Consider the following 23,881-nt stretch of genomic DNA (forward strand, 5'->3'; position numbering starts at 1 on the left):
CCGTTTTTGTTGTGTGTCTGGGGGGCTCGTTTTTGTTTATAAGCTCCCGGCGCGGGCGGGTGGCCCGGCGACAGGGCGCCCCCCCGTCACCCGCGGGGGCCGCCCCGGGTGGGGGGCGGCCCGGCACCCTTGCCTGACAACGCTCTCTCGGTCAGTGCGCCAGCCGGCTTGGAACGGGCGGGAACTTTTTCGCCCCCGTCACCGACAAACCGGGGTGCGGCGCTCTCGGGCGGCGTATCGAGATCGACCTTCCGCCCCGGCGGGAGGTGCCAACCGCCGGAGCCGGGCCGGGAGACAAGTCACGTGAACCGAACAGCGTCGCGGACCGCACCGGTCCGGGTGAGCGCCCGACCGTACCGCCCGTCGGGGCCGACGACCGGGCCCGGCGCGGACGGCCGCCCGTGAGCGGGCCCGGGTGGGCCGCCGGTGCCGGGGCCGACGACGAGCAGGTGACCCGCTGGGCGCGGCTGGCCGGCGCGGGTGACCAGCCGGCCGCTGCCGCGTTCGTGCGGGCCCTCCAAGGCCCGGTGTGGCGGTTCCTGGCCCACCTCGCCGGGCCGGGGGAGGCCGACGACCTGACCCAGGAGACGTTCCTGCGCGCACTGCGCAGCCTGCCCGGCTTCGCCGGCCGGTCCTCGGCCCGCACGTGGGTGTTCAGCATCGCCCGCCGCGTCGCCGTCGACCACGTCCGCACGGCGATGGCCCGCCCGCGCACGGCGGCGCTGCCGGACTGGCAGGCGGCGGCGGAGGGCGCGGGAATGGCCGAGTCCGGCGCGGACGACGGGGTCGTCCTGCGTCAGCTGATCGCCGGTCTGGCCCCGGAGCGACGGGAGGCGTTCGTCGCCACCCAGGTTGCCGGCCTGTCGTACGCCGAGGCGGCGCAGGTCTGCGGCTGCCCCGTCGGCACGATTCGCTCCCGGGTGGCGCGGGCGCGGGAGGACCTTGTCGCCGCGTGGCACGCCGACACCCGACCGACCCGGTCGACGCGGGTCGGCTGAGCCCGCGCGCCCGCCCGTGGATCGGTGAGGTGGCGCCGACGTCGGGTCAGGCGGCCCACCGGTCGTCCCGACCGCCTGCCGCTGTGGCGGGGTGGGCGTGGGCCCGGGCCGAGTACGGATGCGGCGGCAGCAGCCGCAGCGAAGGCGCCGACGGTTCGGGCTGGTCCAGCTCGATTCGCCAGCGGGATCCCGACGACCGGCCCCGCCCGGGCGCGGGCCCGCCCGGCCGCAACCCGGGCCGCGACAGCAGCGCGGTGAGCGCCCAGCCGAACACCAGGATCGCGTGGCTGACCAGCCGCGACACGGCCACCTGGCCGGTCACCAGGTCGTTCACCGACAGCAGCACCAGGGTCGCGACGAAGGCGCTGAGCATCGGCAGCACGCCGGCCGGCGGGAACCGCCGCACCGCCACGAACAGGAACCCGGCGCCGACGGCGACGTTCCACGCCGCCGACTCGTGCCACAGGTGCTGCCCGCTGGCGTGCGCGTGGGCGACGGTCGTGCCTTGGCCGACCTGGACCAGCCCCAGCACCACCTGCACCGCCCCCACCAGGCCCAGCGTGGCCCGCAGCCCGGCGACCAGCCGCTCCCGCCACCGCCCCGCCGACCACCACCGCGTCGGAGGCGCGGCGGCGACGGCGGCGAGCACCGCGTCGGCCAGATCGGGCGCCGCCGTCACCACCCGCGTACGTGCCCGGCGGGTCACCGCCGCGGCCGTCTCGAACCAGGCCCGGCAGTCACCACACGTGACCAGGTGTCCCTCGGCCGCGACCCGTTCGGCCGGGGTCTCCTCCCCGTCCAACTGGGCCGACAGCATCTCCCGCCACCGCTCGCACCGCATGTACCGATAGTCGCTCGGCGGCGCGGCGTGGTTCCCGCGCGATCCGGCGGGATACCTCACCTGACCCTTCGTGAGGATCTGATGACGGGAGCGGGGGCGGCTTCCGTCGCGTTCCCGAGGCGCCTCCCGGACGTCTACTGTGGATCAGGGAGAGCCCTGTGATCTCATGCTTTCATGATCAATCCCTCTCCTCTCATGCGCCTCGTGGCCGGCGTCTGGGGGTTCAAGACCCTCGCCGTCGGCGTCGATTTCGGGCTGTTCACCCGCCTCGCGGGCGGCCGGACGATCACCGTCGCCGAGGCCGCCACCGAGTTCGGGCTCGACGAGCGCCCCGCCGACCTCCTGCTCGCCGCGAGCGCGTCCCTCGGCCTGCTGGAGCGGGTCGGCGACGGCTACCGCAACACCGAACTCGCCGAGCAGTTCCTGGTCGAGGGGCGGCCCTACTATTTCGGCGCGCAGGTGCGCTACTCCGACCTGCGCACCTACCTGCCCTGGCACCGCATCGGCGACGCGCTGCGCACCAACCGGCCGCTGACCTGGGACCCGCAGGCGCAGAAATCGATGTTCGACACCACCGACCCGGAGATGGTGGCGCAGTTCTGGGACGCCATGTTCTCCACCTCCGGCTTCACCGCCCGCGCGCTGGCCGACACGTACGACTTCGGGGCGCACGCCCGGCTGCTCGACGTCGGCGGCGGGGCCGGGGCGTTCCCGATCGAGTTCTGCCGGCGGCTGCCGCAGCTGCGGGCGACGATCCTCGACCTGCCCCACGTGTGCGCGAGGGCACAGGAGCGGATCGCGGCGGAGGGCCTGACCGGCCGGATCGGCACGGTCGCCGGTGACTTCCTCGCCGACTCGGCGCTGCCGGGCGGGCACGACATCGTCCTGCTCAGCATGATCCTGCACGACTGGGACGAGCCGACCAACCGGGCGCTGCTGGCCAAGTGTCACGCCGCGCTGCCGCCCGGCGGTGCGGTCGTCATCTGCGAGCTGCTGCTCGACGACGACCGCAGCGGCCCGCCGGAGGCGGCCCTGATGGGCATGAACATGCTGGTCGAGACCGAAGGCGGCAGGAACTACTCCGGTGCCGAGTACGCGGCGTGGCTCGCCGACGCCGGCTTCGTCGGCGTCGAGAGGCTGTCGTTCGACGCGCCGGGCGCCAACGGCGCCGTGGTGGGCCGCCGGGCCTGACGCGCACCCCGGTCGGGCGGGCCCCGCCGCGGGCCCGCCCGACCCGGTCAGCCCGCCGTCTCCGGCTTGTACGCGGTGACCAGCTCCCAGCCGCCGGGCAGCACCGCCACCCGCTCGAAGCCGACCTCCTTGAGCAGGCCCGTGTAGAACTCGACCTCCCGCAGCCGGCTGACGCACGTGTCGACGCCGATCAGGAAGTAACTCCAGAAGAACTGCATTGCCAGCCGGTCCGGGGTGCGGAACTCCTCGCCGATGAGCAGCAGCCCGCCCGGTTCGAGGGCCCGGTACGCCGCCTCGATCAGCCGGCGGGCGACGTCGTTGGGCCAGTCGTGCAGCACCCGGACGAAGGCCAGCGCGTCGTAGCCGGTCGGCAGCGGCTCGGCGAAGAAGTCCCCGCCGACGAAGCCCAGCCGGTCCTGGTGGCCGCAGCGCTGCCGGGTGGCCGCCACCAGGGGCGCCACCGCCGGCAGGTTGAACACGTCGGCCCGCAGCACCGGGGCGTCGTCGAGCACGCGCGCGGCGAGGGTGCCGTCGCCGCCGCCGACGTCGAGCAGGCGGTGCCGGCCCGCCCACAGCAGCTCGGCGTGCCGGTGCAGCGTCTCCAGCACCGGGCCGAGGCCGACGGCCATGCTCCGCTCGAAGGCCGCGGTCTGCTCGTCCGTGCGCGGCGGCCACGCGAAGTCCTCGTCGGTCATGCCGACCTCGCCGCGCAGGCTCTCGGCCAGCCGGCCGTGCAGCACCCGCCACGGATAGCGGTCCCGGTCCCGTTCGACGGCGCCCGGCCCCACGACGGCCGTCACGGCGTCGCGCAGCCCCGGCACGGCCCGGTAGCGGGCGGCGGTGATGTCGTCGTCGGGCTCTTCGCGGGTGACGCAGCCGAGGCTCTCCAGGCAGTCCAGGAACTTGTACAGCCGCAGCGGCCGGGCCCCGAACCGCGCGGCGAGGTCGCCGAGGCGGGCCGGCCCCGGCTCGAGGGCGTCGAGCAGGCCCAGGGTGAGCGCGGTCTCCAGCACGTCCATCGCCTTCGGCCCGTTGGCGAGCAGGCTCATCAGCGCCCGCGGCGACAGGGTGACGTTCACCGGCGAAGCTCCTCTTCCAGCGCGTCCATGAACACGTCGATCTCCTCCAGGGTGTTGTAGACGTGCGGGCCGACCCGCAGCCAGCCCCGCCAGCTGCAGATCACGTCGCGCGCGGCGAGCCGCCGCTTGACCGCCTCCCCGTCGGGCACGTCGAGGCAGACGACGCCGCCGCGCCGGTGCGGCTCGGTCGGGCTGACCACGGCGATGCCGGCCGCGGTGGCCCGCTCGACGATCCGCCCGGTGCAGGCCAGGGAGTGCCGCCGGATCGCGGGCACGCCGACGCCGGCCAGCAGGTCCAGGCCCACCTGGGAGACCAGCGAGGTGAGCGGGAACGGGGTGCCGCCGGCGAACCGTCGCGCGCCGGTCGCCCAGCCGGTCGACGGCCGGAAGGTCAGCGCGGCGTCCCCGGCCTGCCAGCCGGTCGCCGCCGGCTCCAGCCGCGGCGTCAGGTCCGGCCGGACGTAGAGGAAGGCGGTGCCGACGCCGCACAGCCACTTGTGCGCGCCGCCGAGGACGACGTCCACGCCCAGCGCGGTCACGTCCAGGGGCAGCACCCCGACGGTCTGGAAGGCGTCGACGATCACCAGGGCGCCGGCGTCGTGGGCGCGGGCGACCAGCCGGGGCAGGTCGATGGTGTCGCCGGAGGCGAAGCTCGCGTGCGGCACGCACACCAGCAGCGTCCGCTCGTCGATGCGCGCCTCGATCGCGTCCTGGTCGAACCGGACGCCGCCGGTGGCGACCACGTCGGCGCGCGCGCCGTAGCGGCCGAACGCGTTCCAGACGAACGGCACCGTCGGGAACTCCAGGTCGGTGGTGACGACCCGGTCGCGCGGCGGGCGGTAGTCGAAACAGGAGGCGACGCGGGCCAGCAGGGTGCTCAGGTTCGCGTCGGTGACCACGCTGCCCGCCGGCGCGCCGATGAGCGCGGCCACCGAGTCGGCGTACCGGTCGAGGCCGACGTGCCAGCCCTGCCACACGTCGTCGCGCCAGCCGCGCAGGGTCTCCCCGTAGTCGGTCAGCACCCGTTGCGCGCCCTCGGGGACCGCACCGGTGGAGTTGTTGTTCAGGTAGACGCAGGCCCGCAGCAGCGGGAACTCGGCGCGCAGGGCGGCGTGCGTGCCCGCGTCGAGGCACCGCGCCTCGTCGTCGGCCGGTGGCGGGTCGGGTGGGCTCACTCGGGACAGCCTCCAGTGTTCGTCGGTGGGGCCGCCGGGCACGGGTCGTGGCCGACGGCGGTGAAGACGGGGATGGAGCGGACGGCGGCCAGGTAGGGGGTGCCCTCCGTGTACCCGGTGCCGGGGCGGGCGCCGAGCATCCGGGTCGCCAGCCGGTGGTGGGTGCGCCGCCACCCGAGCACCGCGTCGGCGAACGCGCGCATCTCCCCCTCGACCCGGGCGCGGTCGGCCCCGGCGAGCCGGCCGGCGCGTACCGCCGTCCGGTAGGCCGCGTCGACCGTCGGGTGCCCGGCGAGCACCCACTCGCGCACCTCCGGCACGGAGCGGTAGGCCGCCGAGTCCAGCCGCGACCCGTCGGGGGTACGACACAGCGCTTCCATCAGCTTGTAGGAGCGGGACTGGATGGCGCTGGCCCCCCCGGTGTACTCGCGGAAGGTCCGGAAGGACTCCGGCTGCATGGTGGCCAGCAGCGAGAAGAGCGGGCCGGCGGTGGCGAGCCGGTCGCGGGCGTACGCCAGCCGGTCGGCCGCCGCCGTCGGGTGCCCGGCGGAGAGGGCGGCGACGGTGCCGCGCAGTTCGTCGGCGAGCCCGGCGAAGACGCACTCGTACGCCTGGAGCACCCGGACGAACAGGTACTCGTCGTGCGTCACGTACACCGGCAGCATGCTCAGCCGCAGTTCCCGCTCCTCGTCGCCGGTGAGGTCGGCGGCGACGAGGGCGTGCAGGGCCGCCGCCGCGGCGGCCGGCTCCCGGTCGTCGACCGCCCGCGCCGGGTCCAGCCGGGACAGCGCGGGCAGCGCGGCCCGGACGCCGAGCCGGCAGCGTTTCGCCACCGTCTCCGGGCCGGGGCGCTGTTCGGGGAGCAGGGTGGTGGCCCCGGCTGCGGCGGCCAGCTCGAAGGCCAGGGCGTCGGCGACCAGCCGAAGGAGGAGCCGGTCGGAGTCGCGGCGCGTGCCCGCCGGGTCGGCCGCCGGGTCGGTCACGGGGTCGCCGGCTGCGCAGGGCAGCCGGAGCAGGGGCAGCGCCAGGTAGCTGCGGTAGTCGTACCGGCCGTCCCATTTGTCCAGCGCGACGTCGAGGAAGTCGCGCAGCAACCGGGTCGCGGGGGCGGCGCTCCCCGGCGACGCGGCGACGCGTGCCCGTATCTCGTCGAGAAGGGCGAGCAGTTCCTTTTCGACGAAGTGTTTACCGACTCGCTGGAACTCACCGAGGACCGTCGAGTAGGGAAAGTCACCGGGGTCGGATACGCCGGATCGCCAAGTCGTCAGTTCACGCACGAACGGCACCTCAACATTACGGTCGTGTTAAATACGGACGGTGAGGAACCGACGATTCCGGCGACGGCCGGTCAGGCCCGTCGGGTGGCCGGCGCGACGCCGGCGGCACCCGTTCGCAGCTGCCACAGCTCGGGGAAGAACCGGTGGTCGATCAGCCGGGCGAGCATCGTCGCCGGGCTGCCGGGGGTGCCGGCCGGGCCGTGGCCGCCGATGCGCAGGGCCACCTGGTAGTGCCGCACCCGCCAGGACGCGACCCGCTCGTCCCACTCCACCATGGCCTCGGCCAGCCGGTGCAGCGGGTCGGCGGCATCGGTGGCCGGCAGCGCGGACACGTCGACGCCGGTGGCGGCGAGATGGTCGGCGAAGGCCCGGCCGAGCCGCCGGCTGGCGGCTTGCACCTGCCGCCAACCAGGCGATTCGGCGCCGGAGCCGTTGCCGAGCGCCGGCTGCATCGCCTGGAAGTCGGCGGGAGACAGGTGGCGGAACATCTCCAGTTGGTCGGTGACCAGCCGTACGCCGAGCGCCGCCCGGGTCAGCAGCAGTTCGGCCGCGCCCGGCTCGCCGGCGTCGAGCCGGGCGGCGGCCTCGCTCAGCTCGGACGCCGCGAGCTTGAGCCACAGTTCAGCGGACTGGTGGACCACCTGGAAGAGCAGCTCGTCGCGGTGGATCATCTGCTCCGGGCGTTGTTGCAGGTCGAGCAGCTCGTCGACGCGCATGTAGCGCGCGTAGTCGGTGTCGCCGTCGCCCGGCAGCACGGGTGAGTGGTCCCGCTTCACGGAATTGTCCCCTTCGGTTGGGCGTCGGGGCACCTGGATGCGACCCGCGACGGCTCATCGCGGCGGACATTATCCAACGACGTCGAGCAATATGTCACGCCCCCCGTCCTTGGTCGCCCGTCGTCAGGGGTAAATGCATCCTTCTCGGCTGATTTATCGAAGGGGAGGTGACTGGTCGGCATGCCGCCGAATAGGAGGCGATTCCCGCCGGACCGAAGCGGAAAGCGGAGTCAGCCGCGCAGGGCCAGGTCGAGCACGGCACCCAGCCCGTTGGGCCGGCCCGGCTCGGCCTCCGGCAGGACCAGCACCGTGCAGCCGGCCCGCACCGCGCCGGCGTCCGCGGCGGTGTCGCCCACCATCAGCGCCCGCTCCGCGTCCACCCCGAGCATCCCGCAGGCCCGCCAGAAGATCGCCGGGTCCGGCTTGCAGCGCCCCACCTCGTACGACAGGGCGTACGCGTCCACCAGAGCGTCGAGGCCCCACGCGGCGAAGAACGGCCGGATGTCGAAGCCGATGTTGCTCACCACCGCCACCTTCACGCCCGCCGCCCGAAGCGCCGCCAGGGTCGGCGCGGTGTCCGGGTACGGCACCCACCCGTCGGGCCGCAGCACCCGTTCGTAGAGCGCGTCGGCGAGCCCGTCGATCCCGGCGTCCACGGTCGCCGCCAGCCCCGTGTACGCGCCCCGGTGGGCGTGCGGGTAGAGGTCCCGTTCGGACCACAGCTCGGCCAGCGCCGGCGGCACCCGCGCCGGCAGCGGACCACCGGCCCGGCCGGCGGTGAGCAGCCGGTCGGCCAGCGCCGTGGCCCGCACCCGCTCCAGGCTCACCCCGCACGCCCGCGCGGCGGCGAGCACCCAGTCGTGGGGCTCCTCCACCTGGGCGAGGGTGCCGTGGAAGTCGAACAGGACCGCCTCGACGGGCCGACGGGACGCCCGGGTGTCCGCGGCGGCGTCGGCGCTCGGTGGGGTCGACTGGGTCGGTTCGGCATGATCCGGCACGCCGTGCACCCTACCGACCGCCCCCGACCCTCCTGTCGGACGGCCTTGGCCGGTGGTCGTCGGAGGCACGCACTAATCTTGGGGGCATGTCGAGCCCCGCCGAGCGGTACGCCGCGGCGCGCCGCCGGGCCGCGCAGGCCTCACAGTTCCCGGCGCTGGACGAGTTCACCCTGGACCTGGGGTTCGATCTCGACGACTTCCAGCGGGAGGCGTGCCAGGCCCTGGAACGCGGCAGTGGCGTGCTGGTCTGCGCCCCCACCGGCGCCGGAAAGACCGTGGTCGGCGAGTTCGCCGTACATCTGGCCCTGCGCGGTGCCCCCGCGCGGCCGGCGGCCGACGGCGACGGCCCGCCGCCCGCCCGGCGCAAGTGCTTCTACACGACCCCGATCAAGGCGCTGTCCAACCAGAAATACCACGACCTGGTGGACCGCTACGGCGTCGAGCACGTCGGCCTGCTCACCGGAGACAACGCGATCAACGGCGACGCCCCGGTGGTCGTGATGACCACCGAGGTGCTGCGCAACATGCTCTACGCCGCTTCGGCCACCCTCGAGGGCCTGGCCTACGTGGTCATGGACGAGGTGCACTACCTCGCCGACCGGTTCCGTGGCGGGGTCTGGGAAGAGGTGATCATCCACCTGCCCGCCTCGGTGACCCTGGTCTCGCTGTCCGCGACGGTCTCCAACGCCGAGGAGTTCGCCGACTGGCTGGTCACCGTGCGCGGCGAGACCGCCGTGGTGGTCAGCGAGCACCGCCCGGTGCCGCTGTGGCAGCACATGCTCGTCGGCAAGCGGATGTTCGACCTGTTCCACGACGCCGACGCCGCCCGCAAACACGACGTGCACCCGGAGCTGCTGCGCTACACCCGGGAGACGATGCGCCGCCTGGAGCTGGGGGAGGGGCGCAGCGCCGGGCCGGGCGGCGGCCGGCGCGGGCCGCGCTGGCGGGGCCCGCTGCGCCCGGACATCGTGGACCGGCTCGACCGGGAAGGGCTGCTCCCGGCGATCCTGTTCATCTTCAGCCGCGCCGGCTGCGCCGCCGCCGTGCAGCAGTGCCTCGCCGCCGGCCTGCGGCTCACCTCCCCGGAGGAGCGCACCGAGATCCGCCGGGTGGTCGAGTCCCGGGTCACCGCCATCCCGGGTGAGGACCTGACGGTGCTCGGCTACTGGGAGTGGCTCGACGGCCTCGAGCGCGGCCTGGCCGCCCACCACGCCGGCATGCTGCCGGTGTTCAAGGAGGTCGTCGAGGAGTTGTTCGTCCGCGGCCTGGTCAAGGCGGTCTTCGCCACCGAGACCCTGGCCCTGGGCATCAACATGCCGGCCCGCTGCGTCGTGCTCGAACGCCTCGTGAAGTTCAACGGCGAGGCCCACGTCGACCTCACCCCCGGGGAATACACGCAGCTCACCGGCCGCGCCGGCCGCCGGGGCATCGACGTCGAGGGGCACGCCGTCGTGGTCTGGTCGCCGGAGACCGACCCGCGGCACGTGGCGGGCCTGGCCTCCACCCGCACCTATCCGCTGCGGTCGAGCTTCCGCCCGTCGTACAACATGGCCGTCAACCTGGTCGGCTCGGTCGGCGCGGAGCCGGCCCGGGCGCTGCTGGAGTCCTCGTTCGCGCAGTTCCAGGCGGACCGGTCGGTGGTCGGCCTGGCCCGGCAGGTGCAGCGCAACACCGAGACCATCGACGCGTACGGCGCGGAGGCCGCCTGCCACCACGGCGACTTCGACGAGTACTTCGCCCTGCGGGTCGCCATCGCCGACCGGGAGCGCGCCATCGCCCGGCAGGGCCAGCACCAGCGCAAGGCCGCCGCGGTGGCGTCGCTGGAGCGGCTGCGCGTCGGCGACGTGATCCGGGTGCCGTCCGGGCGGCGGGCCGGCCTCGCGGTGGTGCTCGACCCGGCCACCGGCGGTTTCGGCGAGCCCCGCCCGCTCGTGCTCACCCAGGACCGGTGGGCCGGGCGGGTCAGCCCCGGCGACTTCACCACCCCGGCCGAGGTGCTCGCCCGCATCCGGGTGCCCAAGCACTTCAACCACCGTTCCCCGGCGGCCCGCCGCGACCTCGCCGCCGAGGTCAGCGGCACCGGCCTGGACCGGCACGGCGGCCGGCGCGGCGGCCGGTCCCGGCAGGGCACGGGCGAGGACCACGCGCTCAGCCAGCTCCGCACCGAGCTGCGCCGGCATCCCTGCCACGCCTGCCCCGACCGGGAGGAACACGCCCGCTGGGCCGAGCGCCGCCGCCGCCTCGAGCGCGACACCGAGGAGTTGCGCCAGCGGGTCGCCGGCCGCACCGGCTCCCTGGCCCGCACGTTCGATCGGATCGTCGCGCTGCTCACCGCGCGCGGCTACCTGTCGGCCGACGGTGCCGTGACCGACGCCGGGCGGATGCTCGGCCGGATCTGGACCGAGGCCGACCTGCTGGTCGCCGAATGCCTGCGCCGGGGTGTCTGGGACGGGCTCTCCCCGGCGGAGCTGGCCGCCGCCGTGTCGGTGGTGGTGTTCGAGGCCCGCCGGGACGTCGACGAGCGGGCGTCGCTGCCACGCGGCCCCGTCGCGGACGCGGTGGACGAGACGCTCAACCTGTGGAGCGGCATCGAGGCCGACGAGGCCGCCCGTGGTCTCGCCGTCACCCGCGAGCCCGACCTCGGCTTCGCCTGGCCGATCTACCGCTGGGCCCGGGGCGAGGCCCTGGCGAAGGTGCTGGCCAGCGGGCACCAGTTCGACGGCGAGATGCCGGCCGGCGACTTCGTCCGCTGGGCCCGGCAGGTCGTCGACCTGCTCGGCCAGCTCGCCGACTCCGGCGGCGCGTCCACCGAGCTGCGTGCCACGGCCCGGCAGGCCATCGCCGCCGTCAACCGGGGCGTCCTCGCCTACCACGCCACCGCCTGACGATCACCCTGCGTCATCTCGGCGCGGGTCCCGCGCATCGGACTGTCACCGCAACAGCACCCCCCGAAGTGGCCGGGGGGTGCTGTTGCGGCAGCTCAGCGCGTCCCCGATCATGTCTCCGGCGCGTCGTTGACGCGTCGGTAACCGGGTGGGGGGACAGCCGCCGTGGCGGAAATCAATCACTTTGAGTACGGCTGGATCACGCCGGCGCTCAGTTACGCGCTGTCGGTGCTCGGCTCGTTCCTCGGTCTGGTCTGCGCGGGCCGGATCCGGGCCGCCGACACCACCGGGCAGCGCGTGTGGTGGGGCATCCTCGCCGCCTGGGCGATCGGCGGCACCGCGATCTGGAGCATGCACTTCATGGCGATGCTCGGCTTCGCCGTCGAGGGCACCCGGATCCGGTACGACGTGCCGATCACCGTGGGCAGTGCGCTCATCGCCGTGGTCGCGGTGGGCATCGGCCTGGCCATCGTCGGCACCGGCCGGGCCTCCGCGTTCCGCATCGGCGTCGGTGGCGTGTTCACGGGGGCCGGGGTCGCCGCCATGCACTACACCGGGATGGCGGCGATGCGGCTCGGCGGTTCCCTCGGCTACGACGGTGCCCGGGTCGCCCTGTCGGTGGCGATCGCCGTGGTCGCGGCGACCGTGGCGCTGTGGCTGGCCGTCACCGTGCGCCGGGCCCTGGCCGTCGCCGCGTCCGCGCTGGTGATGGGCGTCGCCGTCAACGGCATGCACTTCACCGGTATGAGTGCCCTGTCGGTGCACCTGCACGAGCAGCGCGGCGAGGTCACCGGCGCCGGCTTCAGCACCCTGCTGGTGCCCATCGTCCTCGCGGTGATCTTCGTGGTGGTCGGGCTGGTCTACGCCCTGCTCGCGGCACCCACCGAGGAGGACCGGGCCGGCGCGGCCTACCTCGACGCGCGCCGGGCCGACCCGGCCGGGGCGGCGGTGGGCCCGCAGCCGGCCCCGGACCCGGTCGGGCTGCGCGCACGCGGCACCCTGGCCCGCCCCGGCAGCACGTTCCCGTCGCGCCGCGCTGACCCGCGCCCGCCGCGCTGACCCGGACCGGACCGAACCGCGCCGGGCCGGGGTCGGCGCGGTCAGCCGCGGGTGGCGAGGGTGTCGACGAGGCGGCGGCAGGAGCCGGCCAGGTTCCACCGCTCGGCCAGCTCCAGCAGCCGGTCCGGGTCTGCCGGGGCCTGCGGCAGCGCCGTGGGCAGCGCCGGCAGCGGCACGTCCAGCGCCACCCGCACCACCGTCGGCGCGACGGCCAGGTAGTCGCGGGCGGCGTCCAGCCGGGCCCGCAGGCCGGGGGCGAACCCGGAGCCGGGGTCGTCGAGCGCGGCGAGGATGCCGGCGACACCGCCGTACCGGTCGACCAGCCGGGCCGCGGTCTTCTCGCCGACGCCCGGCACCCCGGGCAGCCCGTCGCTCGGGTCGCCGCGCAGGGCCGCGAAGTCGGCGTACCGGTCGGCGGGCACCCCGTAGCGGGCGCGCACCGCCGCGTCGTCGCAGTCCTCCAGCTTCGCCACGCCACGCCCGACGTAGAGCAGCCGCACCCCGCGCGCGTCATCGACGAGCTGGAACAGGTCCCGGTCGCCGGAGACCACCTCCGCCGGCGCGGGCTGGGTCACCGACAGCGTGCCCAGCACGTCGTCGGCCTCGTATCCGGCGGCGCCGATCGCGGTGATGCCGATCGCGGCCAGCACGTCCAGGATCACCGGCACCTGCGGGCTGAGGGTGTCGGGCACCTCCTCGCCCCCCGCCGCGGCCACCCGGTGCGCCTTGTACGACGGCAGCAGCGCCACCCGCCAGTCCGGCCGCCAGTCGTGGTCCAGGGCGCAGACCATCCGGTCGGGGCGGCGGGTGCGCACCAGCGTGGCGAGCATGTCGAGGAAGCCGCGCACCGCGTTGACGGGGCTGCCGTCGGTGGCCCGCGCGGCGGACTCGGGGACGCCGAAGTAGGCCCGGAAGTAGAGGCTGGGAGCGTCGATCAGCAGGATCGGGGGTCGGTGTGCCACGCCGGACAGCCTGGCACACCCGTCCGACGATCCGGGTGCGGCGCGGCGCTCAGCGCGGCCCGTCGTGCCGGTAGAGGGTTTCCCGGCGGGCGAGGCGCTGCACGGCGTAGCTCGCCACCAGCAGGACGAGGGCGACGGTCGCCTCCAGCCACGCGACCGCCCCGTCGGCGACGGTGAGGCCCACTGCCAGCAGCACCAGCCCGGCGACGGCGAGGATGCCGGCCCACAGCAGCCCGCGCCGCCGCCGGGCCCCCCGTTCCCGCCCGCCGCCCACCATCCGCGCCGCCGCCTTCCCGTCCGTCGCGCCGGTGCCGGCGCCGCTCCAGGCTATCGACGCCGCCGCCCGGTCCGGGCGGGTTCGCCGGGCAACGACGCCCGCGGTCGGTCCGGCGGGGCCGGGCGGTCCGCGCCCGTGCGCCTGCCATCACCCCTGCGCGGTGGGGCCGAGGTGCTGCTCCAGCCGCTCCACGCGGGCGACGAGCGGCTGGAGCTGCTGGTGCAGCGCCGCCGCGAGCGCCTGCGTCGGGTCGCCGGTGCCGGTGGCCGTCTGGGCGCGCAGGTGCAGGTAGCCGGCCAGGGCGGCGGTCACGGCCCGGCGCGCGGACCGGGGTTCGACGCCCACCGCTCGCAGCACCCGGCCGGCGACGCCGTCGGGCTCGCCGGCCAGGCCCAGCAGCAGGTGTTCGCAGCCCACGTAGTTGTGGCCCAGCGCGATCGCCTCGGTCATGGTCAGCTCCAGCGCCCCGGCGGCGGGGTCGCTGAAGCCGACCGAGGCGTCGGCGCTCGCGCCGCCCGGTTCGGTGGCCGGGTGCCGGTTCAGTTCCCGCTGGACCTGGGCGGGTTCGATCTCCATCGCCCGGAGCACCTCCAGCGCCAGGTTCCCGCCCTCGGCGAGCAGCCCGGCCAGCAGGTCGCCGGTGCCCACGGGCGCCGGGGTCCCGCCGTGGGCCCGGCTGATCGCCAGTTTGACCACGCTGTGGGCGCGCGCGGTGAACCGGGGCAGCTGCTCGGCCAGTCTGTCGGCGTCCAGCCCGCTCTGCGCGGTCTGCCGGACGGCGGTGACCTGGCGCACCGCCTGTTCCAGGGCGCGTTGGCAGATGACCGACACCGGGACGCCGCTGTCCCGGACCGCCTCGGCCAGCTCGTCGGGCAGGTACACGTTGATCTTCGGCATGACCGTCTCCCAGTGGGGTTATGGACGGAGCGTGCCCTATATATACCCCGCATGGGGTTACTCCCGCTAGGGGTGCCCCGGCGTCCGGTCGGCCCCGCCGCTGCCGCCTCCCGAAGGAGGCCAAACGACCGTTAAGCTCGCAGGGTGGGAACCGACGGCGCAACCCGGCCACCGGAACCCGACGTCGTCTGCACGACGGACGGCGTGACCCGGCTCAACACCACCCCACGGAGCTCAGCGCCCTATGACCGTCGACCGGATCCTGCCCACCGACGAGGCACACGACCTGCTCGATCTCGCCACCGAGCTCGCAGATCGGGAACTCGCCCCCCGTGCCGCCGGGAACGAGTCCCGCGCCGAGTTCCCCCGGGAGGTGCTGCGCACCCTCGGCCGCGCCGGCCTGCTCGGCCTGCCCTACGCCGAGGAGTACGGCGGGGCCGCCCAGCCGTACGAGGTGTACCTGCAGGTGCTGGAGGTCCTCGCCAGCCGCTGGCTCGCCGTCGCCGAGGCGGTCAGCGTGCACACCCTGTCCTGCTACCCCCTGGCGCAGTTCGGCACGGACGCCCAGCGCACGCTGCTGCCCGACCTGCTCGGCGGCGACCTGCTCGGCGCGTACTGCCTGTCGGAGCCACAGGGCGGCTCGGACGCGGCAGCGCTGACCACGAGGGCCGTGCGCGACGGCGAGGCGTACGTCGTGACCGGCACCAAGGCGTGGATCACCCACGCCCGGGTCGCCGACTTCTACAACATCTTCTGCCGCACCGGCGGGCCCGGCCCGAAGGGCATCTCCTGCCTGCTCGCCGACCGCGACACCCCCGGCATCGTCCCGCAGGCCGCCGAGCGGACCATGGGGCTGCACGCCTCCCCGGTGGCGCAGATCGCCTTCGACGACGCCCGCGTGCCGGCCGACCGCCTCGTCGGTGGGGAAGGCGCCGGCTTCACCATCGCCATGTCGGCCCTGGACTCCGGCCGCCTCGGCATCGCCGCCTGCGCCGTCGGCCTGGCCCAGGCCGCCCTCGACCACGCGGTCGGCTACGCCCGTGAGCGTCGGCAGTTCGGCCGGGCGATCGTCGACTTCCAGGGCCTCGGGTTCAACCTCGCCGACCACGCCACCCAGATCTCCGCCGCCCGCGCGCTCATGCTGGCCGCCGCGCGGCTGCGCGACGCCGGGCGGCCGTACTCGATCGAGGCCGCGAAGGCGAAGCTGTTCGCCACGGACGTGGCGATGCGGGTGACCATCGACGCGGTGCAGGTGCTCGGCGGGGCCGGCTACGTCGCCGACCATCCCGTCGAGCGTTACCTGCGGGAGGCGAAGGTGCTCCAGATCGTCGAGGGCACCAACCAGATCCAGCGCCTGGTGATCTCCCGTGCTCTGGCCAGGGGAGCGTGAGCGGGTGATCGGCCCTGCGTGACGGCGGTCGTGGGCGTCGTCGCGTGGGAGTGCTTTTACCGGTAGGTTGCACGCCGTGGAGGAGATCGACCGGGCCATCGTCGCGGCGCTGACCGCCGACGGGCGGCTGTCGTACACGGATCTGGCGGAGAAGGTGGGCCTGTCGGTGTCCGCCGTGCACCAGCGGGTCCGCCGGCTGGAGCAGCGTGGGGTGATCCGGGGGTACGCCGCCCGGGTCTCCTTCGAGGCGCTGGACCTGCCGCTGAGCGCGTTCGTGGCGATCCGGCCGTTCGACCCGTCGCAGCCCGACGACGCCCCGGAGCGGCTGGCCCACCTGCCCGAGATCGACTCCTGCTACTCGGTGGCGGGAGAGGACTTCTACCTGCTGCTGGTGCGGGTGGCCTCCCCGGCGGACCTGGAGCGGCTGCTCCAGGAGATCCGCACGGCCGCGAACGTCACCACCCGCACCACCGTGGTCCTGTCCACCCCGTACGAGAGCCGGCCGCCGAAGATCAGCGGCGAGTTGTCGGCCCGGGCGCGGTCCCGGGCGGCGGGGGAGGCGGCTGGTTCCACCGCAGGATGACCGGCCGGCCGTGTTCGTGGCCGAGCACGCTGACCGTGGCGGTGTCCAGCCGCAGCAGCCCGCCGGCCGACGGCGGCAGGCCGATCCACCGGGCGCCCAGCACCCGCAGGCTGTGTGCGTGGCCGACCAGGGCGACGTCGCCGTCGGCGAGGTCGGCGGCGGCGCGGGCCAGCACCCGGTCGAGCCGCGCGCCCACCTCGGCGGGGGACTCCCCGTCGGGGCAGCCGTCGGTCCAGATGTTCCATCGCGGGCGCTCGGTGTGGATGTCGGCGGTCGTGATGCCCTCGTACCGGCCGTAGTTCCACTCGGCCAGGTCCTCGTCGACCGCCGCGACGGCGAGCCCGGCCAGTTCGGCGGTGCGCAGCGCCCGGCGGCGCGGGCTGGCCAGCACCCGGGCGAACCGGCGGCCGGCCAGGAGCGCGGCGAGCGCGCGGGCCTCCCGTTCGCCGTCGGCGGTGAGCTCCAGGTCGGTGTACGAGGTGTGCCGGCGGCTGGCGCTCCATTCGGTCTCGCCGTGGCGCACGAGGACGATCTCTGCCATCCGCCCAGTCAACCAGTCGCGCCCGCCGACCGATGCGGGAGACCCCGCAGGTGCGGCCCCGCTCGGCGGCCCACCGGGCTGTCGAGCGCGGCGCCGCCGTAGTGCCGGCCGCACGATCTCGCCGCTAAATGTTAGGTGCTAACATTTTGTTCGTGGATGGTGAGCAGGTACCCGGCAAGCGGGAACGGACCCGCGCGCAGCTGCTGCGGTGTGCGCTGCGGCTGTTCGAGCAGCAGGGCTTCGAGCAGACGACCGTCGCGCAGGTCGCGGCTGCGGCGAGGGTCACCGAGATGACCCTCTACCGGCACTTCCCCGCGAAGGAACTACTTGTTCTCGACGACCCCTACGACCCGGTCATCGTCGCTGCCATCGCCGAACAACCGTGCTCACTGCCACCTTTGCTGAGAGTGGTGAACGGTGTGCGGCAGGCGTGGCGGATGCTGCCCGAGCCGGCGAGCGAGATCGTCCGCCGACGGGTCCGGATCGTGGCCGGCTCTCCGGCGCTGCGCGCCGCCGCCATCCGCAACAACGAGGGCACCGAGCGGCTCGTCGCGCAGCAGCTCGTCGCCGACGGCGCCGCCGCCGTGCCGGCCCGGGTGGCCGCCGTCGCGGTATTCGCGGCCATCACCGCCGCGCTGCTCGCATGGTCGCAACACGACGACGCGCGACTCGGCGACGTGATCGCCACCGCGCTGGACACGTTGGAGGCACGGCATGGCTGAGGCACGCATCCGGCTTCGCGGCCTGACCCGCACATTCGACGGCGGAGCCGGCGTCCGCGGGGTCGACCTCGACGTCGACGCGGGCGAGATCCACGCTCTCGTCGGACTCAACGGCGCGGGCAAGTCCACCCTCATGCGCCTTCTGCTCGGCATGCTGCGGCCGGACTCGGGAACGGTGCGCCTCGACGGATGCCCCCTCGGCTCGGCACCGTGGTCACGGCTCGGGCACCTCGTCGAAGTGCCGCTCGCGTATGGCGAACTCACCGGCCGGGCCAACCTGATGCTGGCCGCCCGCCTGCACGGCGTACCCGCATCGGCGGCGGCGCCAATGGTGGAACGCGTGCTGACCGAGCTCAACCTGCACCCGTACGCCACCATCCGGGCCCGGCGAATGTCGTTGGGAAACCGCCAACGCCTCGGTCTCGCGGCCGCGCTCCAGCACGATCCGGACATCATCGTGCTCGACGAGCCGACGAACGCACTCGACCCGGCAGGCGTCATCTCGCTCCGCGAGGCGCTCGTTCGGCGCGTGTCGGCCGGTGCCGGCGTGCTCGTCTCCAGCCACCACCTCGACGAGGTCGCCCGCGTCGCCGACCGCATCACCGTCATGAACGCAGGCCGCACCATCGGCACCCTCGACCCGCACGGTGTCGACATCGAGCGCGAGTTCTTCGCCCTCGTGCACTTCGACGACGAACGGGCAGCGGCATGAACATCACGATCCTGCGCGCCGCGCTGGCGGTCGAAGCACGCAAGGTCACGTCCGCACGAGTGGTGGCGGGCACGAGCATCCTGCTGCTCGTGGGCATTGCCGTCCTCGCCGGCGCAACCACCCTGGCCGCCGCCGGCAACGAGCAACTGATGGCCAAGCTCGGCCCGTCCGCCACCCAGGGCGGCTGGGTCAGCCTGCTCGCCACGGCCAGTCAGATCACGGCCGCCGGTGGACTGCTCGCCTTCGGGGTGGTGCTCAGTTGGTTGTTCGGTCGCGAGTTCGCAGACGGCACCGTGACCGGACTGTTCGCGCTCCCGGTGAGCCGGCCCACGATCGCCCTGGCCAAACTGATCGTCTACCTGCTGTGGACCGTCGGGGTCGCCACCCTCCTTGTGCTGATGATCGCAGGGATCGGCTTCGCCACCGGAGCGGGACCTCTGGCGGGCACCGCACCGGCCGGGCTGCTGAGACTGTGGTCGCTGACCGTGCTGACCGCGCTGCTGGCCGTCCCCGCCGGCTGGGCGGCCACCATCGGGCGCGGCCTGCTGCCCGGCATCGCGACAGCCGTCGCCATCCTCGTGGCCGCCCAGATCCTGGTGGTGGCAGGTACGGGCGGTTGGTTTCCCTTCGTGGCGCCGGCCCTCTGGGCGATCTCCCCCGGCTCCGTCTCGGCCACCCAGCTGGCGATCGTGCCGCTTGTTCCGCTGACGTTCGGCCTCCTGGTCCTCTGGACCTGGCATCGCCTTCAACTCGACCGCTGACCCCGATGCGGCAGAGGAGAGCGGGCCCGGCACGGGCGGCCACCTGTTCACAAGCGAACGTTTGATCAAGCGTTCGTTTGTGTTACAGTGAGGCCATGCCCGCCTCACTCCAGGTTCCAGTTCCGGGCGTCGACGCCGCCTTCGCCGCTCTCGGCGACCCGGTCCGTCGTGCCCTCGTGGCCCGTCTCGCCCGCAGCGACGCCACCGTCGGGGAGCTCGCCGCGCCATTCGACCTGACCCAGCAGGCGATCTCCCACCACATCGGCGTTCTGCGGCGGTGCGGCCTGGTCGAGCAGCGCCGCGAGGGCACCAGGCGGCCCTGTCGGCTGCGGGTCGACCAGCTTTCCCTGCTGGGCACGTGGATCGACGACCAGCGCCGGGCCTGGCGCGACCGGCTCGACGCCCTCGAGCAGCACCTCACCGAGGAGGAGGCCTCTTGACCCGCGCTGAGCTCGACGGCGACGAGTTGATCGCCCGACGCCACCTTCCGGTGGAACCCGCCCGGGTCTGGGCCGCGTTCACGTCGCCGACGAGCATCGCGGCCTTCTGGGGCGGTTCCCACGCCAGCGTCGCCCCGGAGTCCGTGACCGTCGACCTGAGACCGGGCGGAGAGTTCGCGCTGGACACCCGCGCACCCGGCGGTGCCACCCGGCGGCTCCGCTTCGTGTACGTGAGCGTCGTCGCCCCGCACGAGCTCGTGTTCGACGAGCCCGTCACCGGGCTTCGCACGACCGTGACCATCCGCGCCGCCGGCGACGGCACGCACCTCACGGTCCACCAGCGTCGGCTTCCCCCGGCACTCCGGACCACCCAGGCGGCCGACGGGCTCGCGTCGATCCTCGCCGCGCTCGCCGCGCACCTGCGGCACTGACGACCACACGAGGACGGGGAGCACAATGGAACAGGCCACGCAGCGCCGGCTCGTCGAGGAGTACTTCGCCGGATTCCGCACGAGCGACCACCCTCGGATCCTTGCCACCCTCACCGATGACGTCGAATGGGTCATCCACGGGCACCGCACCACCCGCGGCAAGGCCGAGTTCGACGGTGAGATCGAGAACCCGGCCTTCACGGGCAGCCCGGACCTCGACGTCCAGCGGGTCCACGAGGACGGGCCGGTCGTTGTCGCCACGGGCGAGGGCCGGGGTGTCATGGTCGACCACGGGCCGTTCCGCTTTGCCTTCAACGATCTGTTCACGTTCCGCGGCGGGTTGATCGCCCGAGTCGATTCCTATGTCGTCCCTCTGCCGTGAGCCGGGGCAGAGGGTGCACTAGCCACCCGTATCACCCTAGCAGCCTAGGATGCGTTAGTGGGGGTGTGCCGGAGCGCCACCACAAGGTTTCCGCCGCCCACGGCCCGGGCATGCCTATGGTCAGGGGCCGTACGGCCCCGGAACGCCGGAGCAGAGGGAGTCGACATGAGCTTCACCGACAAGGCGAAGAACAAGGCCCAGGAGCTGGCCGGCGCTGCCAAGGAGCACGTCGGCGACATGACCGACAACGAGCGCATGCGGGCCGAGGGCGCCACCGAGCAGAGCGACGCACGGGCCCGTCAGGCGGGCGAGCACGTCAAGGACGCCGGCCGGGACGCGCGGGATGCGTTCACCAAGTGACCTGACCGCGCGGCGGGCCCGGAGGGAATCCCTCCGGGCCCGCCGTCGTCCGTGCCGTCCCTGACCGGCTGGGGGAGCGTGTGGTCGACGCCGTTGGGCTACGACACCCGGGTGAGCCGGATCGCGTCGGCGACGACGAGGCCGGTGCCGGTGGTCCACCGGCTGACGCCGACCCGGTTGCCGTCGCCGGCGGGGATCGGGCCGCTGCCGCCGCTGGTGCCGGCGTGGTTGGCGCGGCCGGCGGAGATGAGGTGGACACGCCGTGATAGTCGACGAGGGCCTGGCAGAGGGGCCCGGGCAGGTCGGCGGCCGTTGATGCGGATGCCGGGCCGGCGCTGCGGGTACGCAACGCCGGGGCGATCTTCGTCGGCGCGGGTTGGGGTTGGTGGTGCAGGGATGTGGCGGCGCCGAGGGGAATCCGATCCTCAACTCCAGCATCCTAGGACGCCCTAGGGAATATGGCAGGCCGCACCCAGCAGCAAGCATGGGCCCCGGCGCATGCGCCGGGGCCCATGGGTCGCGCGAAGGTCGTTCAGTCGTCGCGGTGGTCGTGCCACCACTGCTGGCCGGTGGCGGGCAGGGTGTCGATCGGGTCGTAGTAGGCGTAGCGCTTGTGGAGCGCCTCCAGGTCGGCCGACTCGATGGAGGTGCGGTAGTTCTTCGTCCAGTAGGAGATGCCGCGCTCGCGGTCGTAGTCGGTGAGCATGTGCACCCAGCGCTTGCCGACGAACGGCACGTCGCAGACGATCCGTGGGGTGGCGTAGCCGGGCAGGTAGCCCATAATGTCGTGCTGGAGCTGCTGGGCGTGCCAGACGGGGACCCGCCAGTGCTCGGCGTTGGGGATCATGTCGCACATGTAGAAGTAGTAGGGCAGGATCCCTGCTTCGCCCTGGAGGGCGAAGCAGAGGTCGAGCAGGTCGGGGGCGGTGGCGTTGACGCCGCGCATCAGCACCCCCTGGTTGCGTACGTCGCGGACGCCGACGTCGAGGGCGGTCTGGGCGGCCCTGGCGACCAGCGGGGTGATCGACTGGGCGTGGTTGACGTGGGTGTGGATGGCGAGGTTGACGCCGCGGCGGGCGGCGGTGCGGGCGACCCGCTCCAGGCCCTCGACGACGTCGGGCTGCAGCCAGTGCTGGGGCAGGCCCATGAGGGCCTTGGTGGCGAGGCGGACGTCGCGGATGGTCTCGATCTCCAGCAGCCGCATCAGGTACGACTCGAGGTTGCGCCACGGCACGTTGGCCACGTCCCCGCCGGAGACGACCACGTCGCGCACGCCGGGGTGGGCCTTCAGGTAGGAGATGTGGGCGTCGTAGCGGTCGACGGGCTTGAGGGTGAGCTTGAGCTTGTCGACGGCGGGGGTGGAGTTGCCGACGAGGTCCATCCGGGTGCAGTGCCCGCAGTACTGGGGGCAGGTGGAGAGCAGTTCGGCGAGGACCTTGGTCGGGTAGCGGTGGGTGAGGCCCTCGGCGACCCACATGTCGTGCTCGTGGAGGGAGTCGCGGCTGGCGTACGGGTGGGAGGGCCAGTCGGTGCGTCGGTCGGAGGCGACGGGGATCATGTAGCGGCGGATCGGGTCGGCGAGGAGCGCGTCGGTGGTCATCGGCGCGTGCGGCACCATGGTGTTGATCATCTGGGGTGGCACGAGCATGGACATGGTGGCCAGGGCCAGCTGGTCGGCCTCCAGGTCGGCGTAGAAGGACTCGTCGACGGTGTCGCCGAGGACGGCGTGCAGCTGCTTGATGTTCTTGACGCAGTTGACGCGCTGCCACTGGGCGCTCTCCCACTGGTCGCGGGTGACGTGGCGCCAGCCGGGGAAGCGGGTCCAGTCGGGTTCGACCAGGGGGCTGCGGCGGTATTCGTAGGGCTGCCCGGCGGTCGGTGCGGCGACCGGGGCGTGACGGGGTTGAGGGATGGTCTCAACCGGTTGGGTCTGGGTCACGGCCCCTCCTCGGTGCGTGGTGCGGATGATCAGCGGCCCGTAGGCTACTGGAAAATATCCTGCGAGGATATTAGTCTGCCGTAAGTTTTCCCGCGATGCGAGTCCCGGGCGGGGCTTCGGGCGGTTGAACAGGGGAGGTCGGCGTGACGTCACCGGTGGGTCTGCACCGCGTTGTCGAACCGGCGGGGGTGCTGCCGCAGGCGGCGTGGCGGCTGGACGCCAGCGCGCGGATCGCGCCGAACGAGGTGCGGATCCGGGTGGAGCGGTTGAACCTGGACGCGGCGAGTTTCCGGCAGTTGTTCCAGAAGCACGGCGGGGATGGGGAGAAGGTCCGCGCGGAGGTGCTGGAGATCGTCGCGGCGCGGGGGAAGATGCAGAATCCGGTGACCGGGTCGGGTGGGATGCTCATCGGCACCGTGGAGGAGGCGGGCCGACGGTCGCCGCTGGGGCTGCGGGTGGGTGATCGGGTGGCGACGTTGGTGTCGCTGACGCTGACGCCGTTGACGATCACCGATGGGTTGGCCCGGTGGGACGGGCGCAGCGAGCAGGTGCCGTGTGACGGGTTCGCGATTCTGTTCGCGCGGTCGATCGCGGCGGTGTTGCCGGCGGATCTGCATCCGGAGTTGTCGCTTGCGGTGTTGGACGTGTGTGGGGCGCCGGCGTTGACGGCGCGGGTGGTGGCCGATCAGGTGGCGCGGCGGGAGCGGGCGGGTGATTCCCGGCCGGTGTGTGTGGCGGTGATCGGTGGGGCGGGTAAGAGCGGGTCGCTGTCGCTGGCTGCGGCGCGGCGGGCGGGCGCGGGTCGTACGGTCGGGGTGGTGCCGGTAGCGGCGGAGCGGGACGCTCTGGTGGCGGCGGGTCTGGCGACGGAGGTGGTGCTGGCGGATGCGCGGGATCCGGTGGGGTTGTCGGCGGCGGTGACGTCGGTGTGGGGGGTTCCGGCGGATGTGACGGTGGTGTGCGTGGATGTGCCGGGTTGTGAGCACGGGGCGGTGTTGGCCACGGCTGATGGTGGGACGGTGATCTTTTTCTCGATGGCGACGAGTTTCGCGGCGGCGGCGTTGGGGGCGGAGGGGTTGGCGGCGGACGTGACGATGCTGGTGGGCAACGGGTACGTGCCGGGTCATGCGGAGTTGGCGTTGGAGTTGTTGCGGTCGGAGCCTGGGGTGCGTGGTCTGTTCGAGGCCCGGTTGGCGGCAGACTGA

25 protein-coding genes are annotated in these 23,881 nt (G+C 73.7%); 14 read left to right on the plus strand and 11 right to left on the minus strand.

The window, feature by feature from the left end:
- Positions 1-401 precede the first annotated feature (401 nt).
- The gene (locus tag ACFT41_RS26205) at positions 402-998 is read left to right on the plus strand and encodes a sigma-70 family RNA polymerase sigma factor (RefSeq protein ID WP_377589569.1); all 597 of its coding nucleotides are present in this window, start codon (positions 402-404) and stop codon (positions 996-998) included.
- A 46-nt stretch (positions 999-1,044) separates the two neighbouring features.
- Here ACFT41_RS26205 and ACFT41_RS26210 read toward each other — a convergent pair whose 3' ends face one another.
- Entirely contained in the window at positions 1,045-1,839 is a 795-nt protein-coding gene (locus ACFT41_RS26210) for a zf-HC2 domain-containing protein (RefSeq protein ID WP_377589568.1), read from the minus strand.
- Between the two features lie 174 nt (positions 1,840-2,013).
- Here ACFT41_RS26210 and ACFT41_RS26215 point away from each other — a divergent pair, with 174 nt between their 5' ends.
- The gene (locus ACFT41_RS26215) at positions 2,014-3,030 is read left to right on the plus strand and encodes a methyltransferase (RefSeq protein ID WP_377589567.1); all 1,017 of its coding nucleotides are present in this window, start codon (positions 2,014-2,016) and stop codon (positions 3,028-3,030) included.
- A 47-nt stretch (positions 3,031-3,077) separates the two neighbouring features.
- Here ACFT41_RS26215 and ACFT41_RS26220 read toward each other — a convergent pair whose 3' ends face one another.
- The 5 genes from ACFT41_RS26220 to ACFT41_RS26240 form a co-directional block, all read right to left on the minus strand.
- Positions 3,078-4,109: a methyltransferase gene (locus tag ACFT41_RS26220; protein ID WP_377589566.1), complete on the minus strand. Its 1,032-nt coding sequence runs from the start codon at positions 4,107-4,109 to the stop codon at positions 3,078-3,080.
- Positions 4,106-5,284 carry an aminotransferase class V-fold PLP-dependent enzyme gene (locus ACFT41_RS26225; protein WP_377589565.1) on the minus strand — a complete coding sequence of 393 codons (1,179 nt, stop codon included), beginning with the start codon at positions 5,282-5,284 and terminating at the stop codon, positions 4,106-4,108. The genes ACFT41_RS26220 and ACFT41_RS26225 overlap by 4 nt, the downstream gene beginning before the upstream one ends.
- Complete coding sequence (locus ACFT41_RS26230) at positions 5,281-6,570, minus strand: tryptophan 2,3-dioxygenase family protein (protein WP_377589564.1); 1,290 nt, start codon at positions 6,568-6,570, stop codon at positions 5,281-5,283. Before ACFT41_RS26230 ends, ACFT41_RS26225 begins: the two co-directional genes overlap by 4 nt.
- Positions 6,571-6,632: 62 nt before the next feature.
- On the minus strand, positions 6,633-7,337 hold the full coding sequence (locus ACFT41_RS26235; RefSeq protein WP_377589563.1) for a tryptophan 2,3-dioxygenase family protein: 705 nt from the start codon (positions 7,335-7,337) through the stop codon (positions 6,633-6,635).
- Between the two features lie 230 nt (positions 7,338-7,567).
- Positions 7,568-8,242 carry an HAD family hydrolase gene (locus tag ACFT41_RS26240; RefSeq protein ID WP_377589570.1) on the minus strand — a complete coding sequence of 225 codons (675 nt, stop codon included), beginning with the start codon at positions 8,240-8,242 and terminating at the stop codon, positions 7,568-7,570.
- Positions 8,243-8,421: 179 nt separating this feature from the next.
- Between ACFT41_RS26240 and ACFT41_RS26245 the strand changes: the two genes are divergently transcribed.
- Both ACFT41_RS26245 and ACFT41_RS26250 read left to right on the plus strand, forming a co-directional pair.
- Positions 8,422-11,220, plus strand: coding sequence for a DEAD/DEAH box helicase (locus ACFT41_RS26245; protein WP_377589562.1), 2,799 nt, complete (start codon positions 8,422-8,424; stop codon positions 11,218-11,220).
- A gap of 165 nt (positions 11,221-11,385) precedes the next feature.
- A complete protein-coding gene (locus tag ACFT41_RS26250) occupies positions 11,386-12,279 on the plus strand; it encodes an MHYT domain-containing protein (protein ID WP_377589561.1) in 894 nt (297 codons plus the stop codon).
- 41 nt (positions 12,280-12,320) lie between these two features.
- On the opposite strand, the gene ACFT41_RS26255 is transcribed toward ACFT41_RS26250, so the two are convergent.
- The 3 genes from ACFT41_RS26255 to ACFT41_RS26265 all read right to left on the minus strand — a co-directional run bounded on the left by ACFT41_RS26255 (position 12,321) and on the right by ACFT41_RS26265 (position 14,415).
- Positions 12,321-13,241, minus strand: a complete 921-nt coding sequence (locus tag ACFT41_RS26255) for a 5'-3' exonuclease H3TH domain-containing protein (RefSeq protein WP_377589560.1) — start codon at positions 13,239-13,241, stop codon at positions 12,321-12,323.
- 49 nt (positions 13,242-13,290) lie between these two features.
- Positions 13,291-13,518 carry a hypothetical protein gene (locus ACFT41_RS26260; RefSeq protein ID WP_377589559.1) on the minus strand — a complete coding sequence of 76 codons (228 nt, stop codon included), beginning with the start codon at positions 13,516-13,518 and terminating at the stop codon, positions 13,291-13,293.
- A gap of 147 nt (positions 13,519-13,665) precedes the next feature.
- On the minus strand, positions 13,666-14,415 hold the full coding sequence (locus ACFT41_RS26265) for a Clp protease N-terminal domain-containing protein (RefSeq protein WP_377614015.1): 750 nt from the start codon (positions 14,413-14,415) through the stop codon (positions 13,666-13,668).
- 244 nt (positions 14,416-14,659) lie between these two features.
- Here ACFT41_RS26265 and ACFT41_RS26270 point away from each other — a divergent pair, with 244 nt between their 5' ends.
- Positions 14,660-15,805 (plus strand): acyl-CoA dehydrogenase family protein, encoded by a 1,146-nt coding sequence (locus ACFT41_RS26270; protein ID WP_377590157.1) that lies wholly within the window; start codon positions 14,660-14,662, stop codon positions 15,803-15,805.
- A 76-nt stretch (positions 15,806-15,881) separates the two neighbouring features.
- Positions 15,882-16,388 carry an Lrp/AsnC family transcriptional regulator gene (locus ACFT41_RS26275; RefSeq protein WP_377590155.1) on the plus strand — a complete coding sequence of 169 codons (507 nt, stop codon included), beginning with the start codon at positions 15,882-15,884 and terminating at the stop codon, positions 16,386-16,388.
- On the opposite strand, the gene ACFT41_RS26280 is transcribed toward ACFT41_RS26275, so the two are convergent.
- Positions 16,318-16,929, minus strand: a complete 612-nt coding sequence (locus ACFT41_RS26280) for a histidine phosphatase family protein (protein WP_377590153.1) — start codon at positions 16,927-16,929, stop codon at positions 16,318-16,320. The genes ACFT41_RS26275 and ACFT41_RS26280 overlap by 71 nt on opposite strands.
- Positions 16,930-17,081: 152 nt before the next feature.
- Here ACFT41_RS26280 and ACFT41_RS26285 point away from each other — a divergent pair, with 152 nt between their 5' ends.
- The 7 genes from ACFT41_RS26285 (at position 17,082) to ACFT41_RS26315 (ending at position 20,737) form a co-directional block, all read left to right on the plus strand.
- Positions 17,082-17,651 (plus strand): TetR/AcrR family transcriptional regulator, encoded by a 570-nt coding sequence (locus ACFT41_RS26285; protein ID WP_377590151.1) that lies wholly within the window; start codon positions 17,082-17,084, stop codon positions 17,649-17,651.
- Entirely contained in the window at positions 17,644-18,363 is a 720-nt protein-coding gene (locus ACFT41_RS26290) for an ABC transporter ATP-binding protein (protein WP_377590150.1), read from the plus strand. The genes ACFT41_RS26285 and ACFT41_RS26290 overlap by 8 nt, the downstream gene beginning before the upstream one ends.
- Positions 18,360-19,124, plus strand: coding sequence for an ABC transporter permease (locus ACFT41_RS26295; RefSeq protein WP_377614016.1), 765 nt, complete (start codon positions 18,360-18,362; stop codon positions 19,122-19,124). The genes ACFT41_RS26290 and ACFT41_RS26295 overlap by 4 nt, the downstream gene beginning before the upstream one ends.
- Before the next feature lie 95 nt (positions 19,125-19,219).
- Positions 19,220-19,564 (plus strand): ArsR/SmtB family transcription factor, encoded by a 345-nt coding sequence (locus tag ACFT41_RS26300; RefSeq protein ID WP_377590146.1) that lies wholly within the window; start codon positions 19,220-19,222, stop codon positions 19,562-19,564.
- A complete protein-coding gene (locus tag ACFT41_RS26305) occupies positions 19,561-19,995 on the plus strand; it encodes an SRPBCC domain-containing protein (protein ID WP_377590144.1) in 435 nt (144 codons plus the stop codon). Before ACFT41_RS26300 ends, ACFT41_RS26305 begins: the two co-directional genes overlap by 4 nt.
- A 25-nt stretch (positions 19,996-20,020) precedes the next feature.
- Entirely contained in the window at positions 20,021-20,377 is a 357-nt protein-coding gene (locus ACFT41_RS26310) for a nuclear transport factor 2 family protein (RefSeq protein WP_377590142.1), read from the plus strand.
- A gap of 165 nt (positions 20,378-20,542) precedes the next feature.
- Positions 20,543-20,737 carry a CsbD family protein gene (locus ACFT41_RS26315; RefSeq protein WP_377590140.1) on the plus strand — a complete coding sequence of 65 codons (195 nt, stop codon included), beginning with the start codon at positions 20,543-20,545 and terminating at the stop codon, positions 20,735-20,737.
- 532 nt (positions 20,738-21,269) lie between these two features.
- On the opposite strand, the gene ACFT41_RS26320 is transcribed toward ACFT41_RS26315, so the two are convergent.
- Positions 21,270-22,676, minus strand: coding sequence for a KamA family radical SAM protein (locus ACFT41_RS26320; RefSeq protein ID WP_377589695.1), 1,407 nt, complete (start codon positions 22,674-22,676; stop codon positions 21,270-21,272).
- Between the two features lie 155 nt (positions 22,677-22,831).
- On the opposite strand from ACFT41_RS26320, the gene ACFT41_RS26325 reads away from it, so the two are divergent.
- The gene (locus ACFT41_RS26325) at positions 22,832-23,881 is read left to right on the plus strand and encodes a zinc-binding alcohol dehydrogenase (protein WP_377589702.1); all 1,050 of its coding nucleotides are present in this window, start codon (positions 22,832-22,834) and stop codon (positions 23,879-23,881) included.

The sequence above is a fragment of the Micromonospora sp. NPDC057141 genome, from assembly GCF_042670805.1.
GTDB lineage: Bacteria > Actinomycetota > Actinomycetes > Mycobacteriales > Micromonosporaceae > Micromonospora.